Source organism: Glycomyces endophyticus (assembly GCF_039531525.1).
Classification (GTDB): Bacteria; Actinomycetota; Actinomycetes; order Mycobacteriales; family Micromonosporaceae; genus Glycomyces; species Glycomyces endophyticus.
Genome location: NZ_BAAAQF010000005.1, coordinates 551,508 through 563,586, shown reverse-complemented (window position 1 = coordinate 563,586; position 12,079 = coordinate 551,508). Strand labels below are relative to the sequence as shown.

Below are 12,079 nucleotides of genomic sequence, written 5' to 3'. Positions count from 1 at the left end.
TGTGAGCTGACGCGGAGGAGGCGGAGCCCATGGCTGAGAAGGCGACCGAGAGCGGACCGGTCACGCTCTGGGAACGGCTCGAACGGCCCACCCGCACGCCCCGGCAGCGCCTCAGCGGCCCGCTCATCGCGGCCAAGGCGGTCGAGATCGCCGACGAGAAGGGCCTCTGCGCCGTGACCATGCGCACCCTCGCCGCCGAGCTCGACGCCGCCCCGATGGCCGCCTACCGCTTCGTCGACGGCAAGGACGACCTGTTCGCCATCATGGTCAACGAGGTGTACGCCGAACTCGCGATCCCCGAGGGGCCGTGGCGGAAGGTCCTGCGGGAGTATGCCGTCCAGATCCGCGACATGATGCACCGCCACCGGTGGCTGTCCGAGCTCCCGCCCCACGTCACGATGATGCCGACCCCGAACCACCTCGCGTCCGTCGACCGCGCGCTGGCCTCCCTCGACGGCCTCGGACTCGACCTCGAGGCCATGATGACCGCGGTGCGGACCGTCGCCGGATTCGTGCACGGCACCGTCGGCGACGAGGTCGCGCTGGCCGAGCTGCAGCAGGTCAGCATGGCGAAGAGCCGCGAGGAGGTCCGCGAGGCGCTCGGCCCGCAGCTGCAGTGGATGCTCGCGACCGAGCGGTACCCGGTGTACGAGCGGTACATCTACGAGTCGGGCTGCGCCGAGGAGCCGCGCGTCCACTTCGACGCGGGCCTCGAACTGGTCCTCGACGGCATCGCGGCCCGCATCGACCGCGCGGCCGGCTGACGATCAGGCGTCGAGCTCGAACATGATCTCGACCGTCGCGTCAGCCGCGACGTCGACCTCCTGCGGGTCGCTCGCAGGCGAGGCACCGAACGAGACGGCGACGCGGTAGCGGCCGGGCGCCGCCTCCATCTCGTACCGGCCGTCGGCGCCGGTCGGCCGGCTCATCTGACCCGACAGCAGGTCCGGGTCCTCCAGCGACTCCGGCAGGACCTGCGCGCCCTCCACCGGGTCCCCGTCGGCGTCGACGACGGTCACGACGATGGCGCCGCTCGCCCCGGCCGTGGCCGGATCGGGGTCGCCGTCGCTCACCGCGCTCGGCCCCTCCCCCGGGCCCGTCCCGGCGCCGCAGGCGCTCAGCACCGCCAGCATCGCGGCGGCCAGCAGGATCGATCCGGTGCGCATGGAGCACCGCCTCCCTTCGCGGGTACCTGGTCCTTCGACGCGAACCGCGGGCGGCGGGTTCCGCTCTCCCGAGCGGAACCCGCCTCATCGGTCAGAGGTTCTCCCACGCCTGGAAGAAGTTGAACACTTCCTGCGTGATCCTCGTTCCGCTGTTGTGGCTGGTGTACGGCGGATTGTTATTGTTGCAGCTCTGGTTCGGGCACCCGTGCGTGTCGACCGCGAGCGCGCACGGCCCGCCGCAGTCGTCCCGGTAGGCGTACAGCGGGTCGCCGCTGTTGCCGGGGACGTTGTCGGCGAGGTGCCACAGGACCCTGGTGTGGCTGTAGCGGATCTGGTCGTACGCGACCCACTGCTCACCGTTGGGCTTGTCGCCCGGGTAGCCGCGGGTCACCACGCCGGTGCCGTCGTACGAGGCGCTCTGCCAGCGGTAGCCGAACGTCCCGGTCGAGTTCCCGACCTCGCAGTCGAGCTTGACGGCCCCGAAGTCGTACTCGCGGTTGCGGTTCACCGTCCAGAACGTGTTGGAGTGGAACGAGACGGCGCGGCAGCCGCCGTAGGGCGAGGACGTGCCGTCCCTGCCGGGGTAGGCGATGAAGTCGCGGCCGGTGATCCAGCCGCCGAAGTCGGCGTTGTTGACGCAGTGGCCCGCGGTGGCCATCGTGTCCGGGCCGATCATGAAGCCGGTGCAGAAGAAGATCCGCTGCCCGCTGTTGTTGAGCATCGTCATCTGGACGGTGGCCGAGGCCGGCCACCAGGTGGTCGGGGTCGTCCGCGAGCGGTCGTCGTTGCCGATGACCGTCTGGGTCCCGAACTCGCCGCCGGAGGCGACGGGGCCGGTCTCGGTCTCGAAGAACGCGCCGGTGTCGTACGGCGAGGCGACGGGAGCCGTCCCGGGGGCCACGGCGGACCCGGAGGACTCGGTGGTGGCGGACAGCTCTTCGAGCAGGTCCAGGGTCTTGGTGTCGAGCTCGCTGCCGTCGCTGGAGACCGGCAGCAGCTCGGTGGCCTCCCCGGCCTGGGCCGTCGCGGGCGCGAGCCCGCCGATGGTGAACAGCCCCGCGAACAGCACGAGGACCGCGAACATGCGTCCGACGATTCGAGGCGGACTGGAATTGGAGCGATAGGATGGCACGGCTGGTCCGATACGCATGAGATGCCTTTCGTGGAATCGGATCTGTACGGGGTTGTACTTCTTGCGCCACAAGAAGTGCAACCCTCCCGATTTCCGAAGCTAGCAGCCCCGCCCCAAGATCACAGCCCCCGCTGAACGAACTTGACGAGTCCCTATTCCCGCGCCAGGATGAGCCGTTCCAACGGCAGGCCACCTTCGATGCGCGCTTGGATCTGCGCAGTGCCGTATGCGATCTCGCGGAAGAGCGGGGCGATGGTGATGAGACCGAGGCCTTCCGCTTCTGCGGCCAGCACGGCCGCTGAGATCCTCATTGCGCGAAGAGCATCCGGGTGCGGCGGCGCCAACCGCGCGAGTATTGGCCGAGCACTCCGGAGCAGTCGCTCCGATGCGGCTCTGATCCACTCACTTCGAATCGACGGTGTAGCGTCCAGCATGTCGCACGCGCTTGTGAGGCTTAGTGCGAGTCGGTCCAGCGTCGCGGAGCTGTGATAGCCGTCGTCGATCTTCGCCTTGACACAGAGCCTCTCAGCACAAGCACCTGATGGTGACCGCGACTGCAAGAACGCGGGGTGCCTCGTGCCATTAGCGGTGAGGACCATGGCGCATTCCTCGCGTAGATCGATCAAAGTCGATCCAATCCCAGCCCGCGGCACCGAGTCGGAATTCGCATCACCCGACTCCATTCCGCTGACGAGTATTCTGAAGGTTCTTATCAGCACCGATTCCCGACTGAGAAACTCGGTCGCCCTGGCATCTGGGAATGTCATGTCCGCGTCCCTGTCGGGCCAGCTCCACTCGGAGTATTCTGGATGCAAGCTCACAAGACCGCCGACAAGCCCGCTCATTTCGACATCGATCGCGAGTTGTGACCGAAGTCGAATTCGACCATGGCCCGCCGGCAGTTCCACTCCTGACGACCAGGGCTCAGGTACCGAGACGGTCTGCGGATCCGAAGTGAAGACCACCGGCGGTGCCGTCGAGGAACCGAGTACGCCGATACCACTGCGGATCAGCGCTTCCACTTCGTCTTTACTCGGAATCCGGTACATTCCGGTATTCGCCTCAATCGCCGCGGCATTGACCCACTCTACGAAGGCCCTCGCCTCCTGGCGCCACATCCCCTCAGCGGAGACGCCTGCGTCGGAGCCGTCGATCTCCCGGAACCCGTCGGGAACCACAGTGCCCGTGTCCTTGCAGAACAGCCAGTAGAGGTCGAGCGGAATCGGATCGGGGCAGATGAACGTGCCGTTGTCGAGGACCACGACTCTGCTGAGGTGATGCGCCGCCAAGGCCCGGGCGACCAGTCGGCGGCGGTCGGGGTCCGCTTCCGGAAGAAACGCGTCGATGTGCAGTTGGTCGATGCGCTGACGAAGTCCCTGATCGATCTGACCGTTCCCGGCGACGCAGGCGAAGGCCAATGAGAGCGCGGTGAACGAGTCGTCCTCGAGGCAGGCCGCCACGATGGGACTGGCGTCGGAGTTCGCGGCGAAGAAGACCGTCGTCTCACGCCACCAGGGGTTGGCGACCTGCGCTTTCAAGGTGCCGGCGAGGTTGTTGGCGCGTATGTGGGTCGCCGCGAGGAACTCGCCGAAGGTGTGGTGGGAGAAGGAGTAGAGGTCCTTCTCCCGCTCGATCAGGAGGCCGCTCGAATCGACGATGCTCTCCAGGAGGCTCTCGGAGTCGATGTCGGTGTCGATGCCGTTGAGCTGGCGGTCGAAGATGGCGAGGATCTGGGGTTTCGAGTGGTCGCGGACCCCTTCGAGCATCATCTCGTAGGCGAGTGTGGCAAGGATGCGCTGCCTGATGGCGCCGTTAGGTTTGACCTCCAGTTTCTTCGCCTCCTGACGGCGCCACAGCATGACGTCGCAGACCTGGCCGTACAGGTCGGCGCGACCGGCCGGAAGGGCGCGGCGCTCGCGGTGGACCAGGACCATCATCGTCAGCAGGAGCGGATTGACCGCGAGTTCCTGCAACGAGGGCGCGACCGCGAGCTGATCGAGGAGGTCTTGGGCCTCCTCCTGCGCCCGGCGGTCGACCTCCGCGACCGGCGCGTTGGTGGCGAGGCGTTCGGTGGCGAGGCACCAACCCTTCACGAACGTACGGATCTGCTCGGTGGTGAAGGGCCGCACCTGGAGTACGACCGCTCGCGGGATCACCGCCGTCCGATAGCCGTGCGGCCGGGAGGTCACGACGAAGTCGTTGCGCGGATGCTTGGCGATCTGATGCTCGATCCATTCGGACACCGCGGTCCGGTCCTCCTTCCGGGCCACCTCGTCGAGGCCGTCGAAGAGGACGAGGCAGTCCCCTTCGCGGAGGCGAACCTCCCACCAGTCCTTCGGTTCCTTCACCTCCAGCGCGCCGATGTCGCCGCGGATGAGATCCGCAAGGGTCTGCGAAGGGTCGCCGGACAGGGACTCGGCATGGTCGCGAAGGGCGATCAGGACCGGAATCCGGCGGCGCTGCCGCTTGCCTCGGAGCACCGACCTGCGGGCGGTGTGGCGCAGCAGTGTGGACTTGCCGCTGCCGGGAGCGCCGATGACCGCGAAGACGGCGGGCTGCTCCCTGTCGAGAAGCTCGTGGATCGCATGGCGCTCGCCGCTGTCGTCCAAGTTCGCGGGCAGCAGGCCGCCTGACCGTTTCGACGGCGACCCCAGGGCCAGACCGACGTCCACGTACACCGCGTCGAGTTCCGGAACGTGGCTGGGCGTGTGGGCGAGGTCGCGGGTGTTGATGTGGCCGTTCCGTTCGAGCACGTACCGGCGGTAGTGGCGGGCGTAGCGGGAGACCTTGCGGCCGAACGCGAGGTCGGCGACGTTGGCGATCTGTTCGAGTCGGCGGCGGACGGTCTGCTGAGCGACGGAGAGCAGCATGGCGCCCAGGCCGATCACCGCCTCGTACAGGACGAGCAGGAGGATCGCCAGCCAGGGCGCGGCCAGGCCCCGGTCGATGAGGAACCAGGCGAGCGGGAGGCCTGACAGGCCGAGGATCGAGGTGGTCGCCTTGCCAGCGAGGGACATTCGACTACTCCTCGGGCTCGTGGAGGCGGCGCGAGGGGGGTTGGACCGGGGGCTGCGCACCGCCACAGGAATACGACGAGGATATCGGAATCGGGCGACAGCGCGGGTCGGTGATTTCAGGGCCGACCGAGGGCGGGCGAAGGCAGGGAACCGTGTGCACGCCGGTTCCATGGAGACAGGGAGGGGCCGGGCGGTCTTCCACCAAAGATCGCCCGGCCCCGTGGTGAGGGGCAGCGGCGGTGTCGGGCCGCATGTCGCGGGAGGCGACGGCCCGTCGCCGCTGCCCCTCTGAGGGCTCCGCGGCCGGTCCGAGGTTGATCACCGGTGCGCGGAGCGTCTAGGGGGTCAGGTGGAGTCGGGTTCGGCGATCAGGGCCCTGCATTGTTCGAGGATCCAGGGGCACCATTCGTCGCCCGCCCACGCTTTCGACCATTCGGCGACGTCCTCGGGGTCGTCGGTGAAACGGCAGCACTCACGGGCGCCGGCGCCGTCATCGGCGTCGATGAGGTACTCCGTGATCTTGGGCGTCCTGGCCGGATGCGACCCGAGCGAGTACAGCGTGAAGACCGCCGGGCCGCGCCTGAAGTCGCCCAGGTAGCCGTCGACGCCGGGCTTCCCGTCCGAACGGAGGTTGTACGGATCGTCCTGGGACGCATACGGTTCACCCATCACAGAACCTCGTGGAGGTCGCGGTGTTGATCCTGTCCCGGTAGAAGACCCGGAAGGCCTGTTCCTCCACCCAGACCTTCGCCTGAGGTTTAAGGCCGTTCCAGAACCGGCCCCACGTCGCCTTGAGGTCCCCGGAGTTGAGCCCGGAGATCACGAGGACCACGTCGTCGCCCCGAGGTCCGGTGATCACCTGGAACGAATCGGGCGCGTCGGCACTCGACGCGCGGACCGTATAGGACCGGTAGTCGTCCCGAAACGTCCCCCGATCGAGTGAGACGGCCGGATCCGGCCCTTCGCTTGCAAGAGATTCTGTTCGCACCGTAACTCCATTTCGGACTGTCAAATTCCCGACACTTCCCCGGCGTGTCGAACACGACCGAGCGACCATGGAGCGATCCGCCGAACCACTCCGCACATCACGAGGCGGGTCCAACTCTCGTGACACCCATCAATCTAGACGGTGTTTCCGCAGGTCACAAGATGAAGATCGTTGCGGCGCAACGGGACCGTGAGGAATCGGCCGTGCATAAAAGACCGGTGAATCCTCACGGTCAGGACTCCCCGCAGCGTTTCTCACAGAGGCGCAACGGCTGTGGACTGTGCGATAGTGACGGTTCGGATCGAGGGACCACCAACCTTGGGAGCTGCGATGGCGAAGACGGAATCGGGAATCTGGTTCATCCGCATGATGCTCAGAACCGGCCGAGAGGCAATGGGCAAGACGCAGGGTCAGGTCGCGCGCCAATGCCACCTGGCCACCGACACCTACCGCGCGTACGAGGCGGGCCGCGCCAGCCCGCCCGCCAAGAACATCGAGGCACTGGCGAGAGCCTGCGGCCACAGCGAGGAGAAGGCCCAGTACATGGTGAAGGCGGCGCTGGGCCGCGCCGAGGGGGAAGCCCTTGAGGCTGAGATGCGTTACAACGCACTGTTCATCGCTCTGGCTGAGCGGTACTACGGCATCTTCTTCAAGTTCGACGCGCTCCTGGTACCGGGACTTCTACAACTTCAGCAGTACCACTACACCGTCGCGAGGCTCGCTGAGCCCGGCACCGACGAGTGGGTCGACCGAGGTTGGGAGTTCAAGGAAGAACGGCAGCATGCAGTCGAAGACCGATCTGATCGGCCCGCCATGCAATTCATGATCGGCGAGACCGCGCTCCTCCAACTCCGAATGATCTCCGAGCCTCTGTATCAGGACCAGCTCCGCCATCTGCGGCGCTGGGCGAAGAAGCCTGGGGTGTTCGTGCGGGTCCTTCGCGGGCCAGTCCCTGCCCATCAAAGCGGATTCAGTATCTACCTTCCAGGGGAAAGTGCTGTCGCGGGACCTCCGATCGCCTACACCGAGATCGCTGACTCAAGCTGGCTCATCGACGACCCCACCCGCATCGAGCGTTACGATGACCTCCGCAAGAAGCTTTGGAAAAAGGCGATCCGGATCGAGGTCTACAACGATGACGACTGGCGTTACCGTCTGGCGTAAGAGCACCCGTAGTGGTTCGGGCGACAACACCAGCTGCGTCGAGGTTCGCAAGGCCTGGCGCAAGAGCACTCGAAGCGGCTCTGGCAACAACACAGACTGCGTCGAGGTCGCCTTCTGTGCAGACGATGCCGGCTTCCACCTGCGGGATTCGAAGCTCGACAGTGACTCTCCCGTGTTCGACCTGTCTGCTTCCGACTTCACGGCGCTGGCGAAGGCCGCGGGCTGAGGTCCCGTTGGAGGATAAGCGACATCCCCCCACCTAGGTAAACCTGAACAACACTAGAGCCGCGTCGTCGGGTGAACCGGCGGCGCGGCTCTTGTCGTGGCGGCTGCGACACAGCGGATCACTGGTCGCGGGCAGGCCCGGATTCGCCGCTGTCGGTCTCGGATCGCTCGGCGTTCGCGGCCTGCTCCGCCTCCTCGGCTTCGGAGGCCTCCTCTGCGATGAGGCGTTCGTACGCTTCGGAATGGTTCAAGCGCAGGAACTCGCGGTGTTGGTCGGCCTTCTCAAGGTCGCCGAGGCGCTTCCAGACGAAGACGCCCGCGATGTGGGGGCCGTAGCCGTCGGGGTCGAGTTCGAGGGCGCGCTCGTAGTGGAACCGCATCGCCTTGTCGGAGATCCCGTCCGCTCCCCACCACGCGAGCATCACATGGAAGGTCGTCTGCTCCGGGTGGTACCCGACGGCCTCGCGCAGCACGGCCGCGCACTCCTTGAAGCGCTCCTCGCGGCGGAGCAGGCCCGCGTGGACGATGAGTCCGCAGCCGTCGGAGGGGTGCTCCTGCCGGAAGGCCTCGATCAGACCGAACGCCTCCTCGGACCGGCCGCTGAACCCGTACGCGTACGCGAGGATCTCGGGGCCGACCGAATCCGGGCCGTAGCGTTCGATCACGGCGTCGATGAACCGGAGGACCTCGCTGTTGTCGTCGGTGTCGTCGTCCAAGAGGAGCGCGAGGACCCGCTCCTCCAGCATCCGGCGGATCATCCGGGGCTCGGCCCGGGCCACGGCCCGCAGGATCGGGCTGGCGCGCTTGCGGGACACGCGTCGTTTCGGCACCGGACACCGCCCTCCCACCGGAACCTCCGGTCGGCACAGTCTACTTGCGGGCCATGACGGAAAGCGAACCTCTGGTCACGAATTGACGAGACCGGCGGCCCTGGATCGGGCCCGCGCGTGCTCCTGCGGGGTGGTGTTCGGATCGGCCTCGCGGTAGCGGAGGGCGGTCGCGACGGCTGCGACCGGAAGGTCCCGGGCGAGGAGGTCGCGGAGCGGCGCGAGGTCGACGGGGAAGGCCGCGGCGTCGAGTTCGGCGATGATCGTCCAGCTCACCGCGCGGTCGACGGCGGGATCGCCCGCGGCGGCGTTGGTCCAGTCGATCGCGAACGGGCCCTCGGGGGTGAGGAGGACGTTCTAGGGGTGCAGGTCGAGGTGGAGGATCGCGTTCGGGGCGCCGAGGTCGATGCCGCGCGTCTCGGTCGGGAGCCAGTCGGGCGCCGGGATCGCGGCCAGCGCCGTCAGGAGGTCGTCCTGGATCCGGGCGGCCTGAGCCAATGTGGTCTCCCCGACCGCCATCGAGGCGGCGAGGGTCGGGCCCGCGAGGCGCTGCATGACCATGTCGCCGCCGGTGGCCTCGTGGACCTCGGGCAGCGGGTACGCGTGCTCGCGCAGGTAGGCCATGAGCCGGGCCTCGGCCTCGGTGTTCCACTCGCAGCGGCGCAGGACCCTGGCGTCGTCGATCGCGTAGACCTGCGAGGCCCGGCCCGCCGCGAGGAGCTCCATCAGGAGGCGATCTCGGCCAGGAGGGCGCGGTGGAGGTCCGGGTTGCAGGCGATGATCGAGGTGGCGCTGGTGTCGTAGTCGACGCCGTCGAGGTCGGTGACCAGGGCGCCGGCCTCGCGGGCGATGACCACTCCGGCGGCGACGTCCCACGGGTTGATGAAGGAGTGGTACGCGGCGTCGACGCGTCCGGCGGCTGTCCAGCACATGTCGAGGGCCGCGGTGCCGAGCATCCGGACGCGCTGGATGCGGGGTACGAGGCGACGGAACAGTTCCAGGCGCTGCGCGTTGCGGCGCTCGGACTCGGGGGTGACGCCGAAGTCGCCGAAGGCGACCACCGCGTCGGCGAGGGCCGAGGGGCCGCGGACGGTGAGCGGGTGCTTGTTCAGGGCGGCGCCGTGGCCGAGGGCCGCGGTAAAGCGCTCCTCCGCGACGGGCGCCTCGACGACGCCGACCACAGGCATCCCGTTGCGGGTCAGGGCGAGCGAGACGGCGTACAGGGGCGAGCCGTGGGCGAAGTTGACGGTGCCGTCGATCGGGTCGAGCACCCACTCGTAGTGGGACTCGGTGTTGCCGGTGCGGCCGCGCTCCTCGCCGAGGAGCGGGACGTCGGGCGTCTCGGCGGCCAGGAACTCGCGGACGGCGTCCTCGACCGCGTAGTCGAGGTCGGTCGCGTAGTCGCGGTCGCCCTTGCCGCTGATCGAGCGCTCGCGTCCGAGTCCGGTGCGGATGACCTCGGCGGCGGTCGCGACCGCCTGCTCGGCAGTGCCCAGGAAGTCCAGCATCTCGCTCATACCTTCGGTTCCTTCATTCGTCCCAACCCACCCGACGTGCCACATCCTAGACGTGCAAGACCAAGCGGCACTTGGACTCCCAGTGCGATATTTCCGACAATCCAGAAAAAGCGCAGGCCGGTGCGCCCGCAAAGCGGTGCGCACCGGCCCCAAACGGTCAGGCGACGGGCAGCCAGACGCGCATCGCGGCGGGCTCGCGGGTGGCCCGGAGGCGGTACGGCAGGAGCGGCAGCTCCGCGGCCTTGCCGTCGCCGCCGGCGGGCGCGGGGCCGTACGGCCAGCCGTCGGGGCGGTCGTGGACCTGGGCGGCGACGTAGACGCGGCCGTCGCGCTCGACCGGCGCGACGGCGGTGTCGACGGTGAGCTCGTCGAGGTCGCCGCCGGGGAGGTCGAGCGACTCGGCGCAGAGGACGACCGGGCCGCGCTCGACGGCGGCGCAGCCGCGCACGGCGTCGACGCGCGGGTCGGGCCGGGTCCAGCGGGGCGCGACCGGGAGGTCCAGGTGGAACTCCTCCCCCGGGGCGAACGCCGCGATGCGGCCCACCGAGACCGCGCCGGGCTCGACCTCGTGCACGGCGCCGTCGGGGTGGGTCAGCGTCGCGCCCTCAGCCCACGCGGGCACGCGGAGGGTGATCTCGCGGCTGCCGCCCTCGTTGGCGTCGACGCGGACGGTGACGCGGCCGTCCTCGGGGTAGGCCGTCTCGACGGTGAGCGCGAGCCGGGCGCCGCCGACCTCGGTGTCGATGGTGCACGGCGTGAACTGGTGGATCTGGACGCCGCGGTCGTCGGTGGTGGCGACGTACGCGGCGAACTGGGCGAAGGTGCGGGAGAGGTTGGTCGGGCAGCAGGACACGTCGAACCAGTGGGCGCGCCTCCCGCCCGCGCGCACGTGCGGGAGGGGGCCGTCGGCGGGCGGCTCGGCGTCGGCGGTGCGCTGGTGGAGCGGGTTGGCGTAGAAGAACGACCGGCCGTCGGGGGCGGCCGCGCCGGAGAGGACGTTCCAGGCGATGCGCTCGATGGCGTCGCCGTAGCGGGCCTCGCCGGTGGCGAGGGTGAGCCGCCAGGCGGTCATGACGGCGGCGATCCCGGCGCAGGACTCCGAGTACGCGCGCTCGGGGTTGAGCGCGAAGTCGCGGCCGAAGGCCTCGTCGGTGAACTGGGAGCCCATGCCGCCGGTCAGGTGGGTGCGGCGCGCGAGGGTGCGGTCCCATTGGGCGCGAACGGCGTCCAGGAGCTCGCGGTCGCCGGTCTCGACGGCCACGTCGACGGCGCCGGCGGCGAGGTAGAGCGCGCGAACCGCGTGGCCGCGCAGCACCTCGGCGTCGCGCACGGGGGTGTCGTCCTGGTAGTAGAGGCCGTTCTCGGCGAGGGTCTTGGCGCCGTGGCGATCGATGAAGAGCCGGGCCTGCTCCAGGTAGCGGGCCTCGCCGGTGGCGCGGGCGAGCTCGGCGAGGGCCACCTCGATCTCGGCGTGGCCGCAGATGCGCTCGATGCCGCCGGGCCCGAACACGTCGCACACGTGGTCGGCGACGCGGCGGGCGACGCGCACGAACTCGTCCTCGCCGTGGTTGCGCAGCCGGGCGACGGCGGCCTGGATGAGGTGTCCGGCGCAGTACAGCTCGTGGCCCCATTCGAGGTCGGAGTAGCGCGGCGCCTGGCCGGGGTTCCCGAAGGCGGTGTTCAGGTAGCCGTCCTCGTGCTGGGCCGCGGCGATCCGCCGCGTCAGCCTGGCGAACTCCTCCTCCAGCCCGGGGTCGCCGGTGCGGCCGATCTCCCAGGCCATGGCCTCGGCGAGCTTGTAGACCTCCGAGTCGGAGAACTCGCGCCCGGCCCGTTCGAAGGGCCGCCCCGCGTCCTCCCCCGCCGCGACGCGGTCGAAGTTCCCGATCCACTGCAGCGACTCCAGCCAGTGCAGGCAGTGCCGGATGGTCGCCGCGGCGTTGACCGCCTGCCGCTCGCTCCAGTGGCCGCCGGTGAGGCGGACCTCCGCCGTCCCCAGTGGTCGCAGGGCTCCGGCGGTGGGCATTACGGGTGTTCTCATGT

The 12,079-nt window shown here is 68.9% G+C and carries 13 protein-coding genes; 3 read left to right on the top strand and 10 right to left on the bottom strand.

Annotation, left to right across the window (positions count from 1 at the left end; translation table 11 throughout):
• Window positions 1-29: 29 nt before the first annotated feature.
• Window positions 30-764 carry a TetR/AcrR family transcriptional regulator gene (locus ABD419_RS09310; RefSeq protein WP_344484880.1) on the top strand — a complete coding sequence of 245 codons (735 nt, stop codon included), beginning with the start codon at window positions 30-32 and terminating at the stop codon, window positions 762-764.
• Window positions 765-767: 3 nt separating this feature from the next.
• Here ABD419_RS09310 and ABD419_RS09305 read toward each other — a convergent pair whose 3' ends face one another.
• From ABD419_RS09305 to ABD419_RS09285, 5 genes are all read right to left on the bottom strand, one after another.
• The gene (locus ABD419_RS09305; protein ID WP_344484877.1) at window positions 768-1,166 is read right to left on the bottom strand and encodes a carboxypeptidase-like regulatory domain-containing protein; all 399 of its coding nucleotides are present in this window, start codon (window positions 1,164-1,166) and stop codon (window positions 768-770) included.
• A 91-nt stretch (window positions 1,167-1,257) separates the two neighbouring features.
• The gene (locus ABD419_RS09300; RefSeq protein ID WP_344484874.1) at window positions 1,258-2,250 is read right to left on the bottom strand and encodes a trypsin-like serine peptidase; all 993 of its coding nucleotides are present in this window, start codon (window positions 2,248-2,250) and stop codon (window positions 1,258-1,260) included.
• A gap of 200 nt (window positions 2,251-2,450) precedes the next feature.
• Entirely contained in the window at window positions 2,451-5,315 is a 2,865-nt protein-coding gene (locus ABD419_RS09295) for an NACHT domain-containing protein (RefSeq protein WP_344484871.1), read from the bottom strand.
• 345 nt (window positions 5,316-5,660) lie between these two features.
• Entirely contained in the window at window positions 5,661-5,984 is a 324-nt protein-coding gene (locus tag ABD419_RS09290) for a hypothetical protein (RefSeq protein WP_344484868.1), read from the bottom strand.
• Window positions 5,977-6,303: a hypothetical protein gene (locus ABD419_RS09285; RefSeq protein ID WP_344484865.1), complete on the bottom strand. Its 327-nt coding sequence runs from the start codon at window positions 6,301-6,303 to the stop codon at window positions 5,977-5,979. Before ABD419_RS09285 ends, ABD419_RS09290 begins: the two co-directional genes overlap by 8 nt.
• A 330-nt stretch (window positions 6,304-6,633) precedes the next feature.
• Here ABD419_RS09285 and ABD419_RS09280 point away from each other — a divergent pair, with 330 nt between their 5' ends.
• Window positions 6,634-7,467, top strand: a complete 834-nt coding sequence (locus tag ABD419_RS09280) for a Scr1 family TA system antitoxin-like transcriptional regulator (RefSeq protein WP_344484862.1) — start codon at window positions 6,634-6,636, stop codon at window positions 7,465-7,467.
• Window positions 7,439-7,693, top strand: coding sequence for a DUF397 domain-containing protein (locus ABD419_RS09275; protein WP_344484859.1), 255 nt, complete (start codon window positions 7,439-7,441; stop codon window positions 7,691-7,693). Before ABD419_RS09280 ends, ABD419_RS09275 begins: the two co-directional genes overlap by 29 nt.
• Before the next feature lie 118 nt (window positions 7,694-7,811).
• Here the strand turns inward: ABD419_RS09275 and ABD419_RS09270 are convergent, their stop codons facing one another.
• The 5 genes from ABD419_RS09270 to ABD419_RS09250 form a co-directional block, all read right to left on the bottom strand.
• On the bottom strand, window positions 7,812-8,522 hold the full coding sequence (locus ABD419_RS09270; protein ID WP_344484856.1) for a hypothetical protein: 711 nt from the start codon (window positions 8,520-8,522) through the stop codon (window positions 7,812-7,814).
• A gap of 75 nt (window positions 8,523-8,597) precedes the next feature.
• Window positions 8,598-8,795 (bottom strand): hypothetical protein, encoded by a 198-nt coding sequence (locus tag ABD419_RS09265; RefSeq protein ID WP_344484853.1) that lies wholly within the window; start codon window positions 8,793-8,795, stop codon window positions 8,598-8,600.
• Between the two features lie 81 nt (window positions 8,796-8,876).
• Entirely contained in the window at window positions 8,877-9,245 is a 369-nt protein-coding gene (locus ABD419_RS09260) for a BUD32 family EKC/KEOPS complex subunit (RefSeq protein ID WP_344484850.1), read from the bottom strand.
• The gene (locus ABD419_RS09255; protein WP_344484848.1) at window positions 9,245-10,036 is read right to left on the bottom strand and encodes an inositol monophosphatase family protein; all 792 of its coding nucleotides are present in this window, start codon (window positions 10,034-10,036) and stop codon (window positions 9,245-9,247) included. Before ABD419_RS09255 ends, ABD419_RS09260 begins: the two co-directional genes overlap by 1 nt.
• Window positions 10,037-10,193: 157 nt before the next feature.
• The gene (locus tag ABD419_RS09250) at window positions 10,194-12,077 is read right to left on the bottom strand and encodes a glycoside hydrolase family 127 protein (protein WP_344484847.1); all 1,884 of its coding nucleotides are present in this window, start codon (window positions 12,075-12,077) and stop codon (window positions 10,194-10,196) included.
• Window positions 12,078-12,079 lie beyond the last annotated feature (2 nt).

Coding starts and splice junctions, on each gene's coding strand:
- ABD419_RS09310 (WP_344484880.1), top strand. CDS start 30: ATGGCTGAGAAGGCGACCGAGAGCGGACCGGTCACGCTCTGGGAACGG.
- ABD419_RS09305 (WP_344484877.1), bottom strand. CDS start 1,166: ATGCGCACCGGATCGATCCTGCTGGCCGCCGCGATGCTGGCGGTGCTG.
- ABD419_RS09300 (WP_344484874.1), bottom strand. CDS start 2,250: ATGTTCGCGGTCCTCGTGCTGTTCGCGGGGCTGTTCACCATCGGCGGG.
- ABD419_RS09295 (WP_344484871.1), bottom strand. CDS start 5,315: ATGTCCCTCGCTGGCAAGGCGACCACCTCGATCCTCGGCCTGTCAGGC.
- ABD419_RS09290 (WP_344484868.1), bottom strand. CDS start 5,984: ATGGGTGAACCGTATGCGTCCCAGGACGATCCGTACAACCTCCGTTCG.
- ABD419_RS09280 (WP_344484862.1), top strand. CDS start 6,634: ATGGCGAAGACGGAATCGGGAATCTGGTTCATCCGCATGATGCTCAGA.
- ABD419_RS09275 (WP_344484859.1), top strand. CDS start 7,439: ATGACGACTGGCGTTACCGTCTGGCGTAAGAGCACCCGTAGTGGTTCG.
- ABD419_RS09260 (WP_344484850.1), bottom strand. CDS start 9,245: ATGGAGCTCCTCGCGGCGGGCCGGGCCTCGCAGGTCTACGCGATCGAC.
- ABD419_RS09255 (WP_344484848.1), bottom strand. CDS start 10,036: ATGAGCGAGATGCTGGACTTCCTGGGCACTGCCGAGCAGGCGGTCGCG.
- ABD419_RS09250 (WP_344484847.1), bottom strand. CDS start 12,077: ATGAGAACACCCGTAATGCCCACCGCCGGAGCCCTGCGACCACTGGGG.